Source organism: Rosenbergiella gaditana (assembly GCF_018494065.1).
In the GTDB taxonomy this organism is placed as follows: Bacteria; Pseudomonadota; Gammaproteobacteria; order Enterobacterales; family Enterobacteriaceae; genus Rosenbergiella; species Rosenbergiella gaditana.
On record NZ_JABBFR010000083.1, the window covers coordinates 1 to 256 of the forward strand.

The following is a 256-nucleotide window of genomic DNA, read 5'->3' on the forward strand; positions in this document are numbered from 1 at the left end:
GGATAAAATCTATGATCATTTCTAATATCTTTAGGTAACATCTTTCTTGCTTCTTTATTTGGTGTAGCATAGCCTACCCATTCAGTATTCTGCTTATTGTTTTTTTCATCTAACAGAAAATTAATAAAGCGATATGCGCCTTCTTTATTTTGTGCAGTTTTAGGTATTACCATATTATCAAACCATAAATTTGATCCTTCTTTTGGAATAACATAATTATATTTGTCACTATCTTGAACTAATGGAGCAGCAACTC

Annotated in this window: 1 protein-coding gene; it reads right to left on the minus strand. The window is 30.1% G+C overall.

Annotated elements, in window-relative coordinates; genetic code table 11:
* The coding region (locus HH682_RS15545; RefSeq protein ID WP_214238376.1) for an extracellular solute-binding protein at positions 1-256 on the minus strand (256 nt) is incomplete at both ends.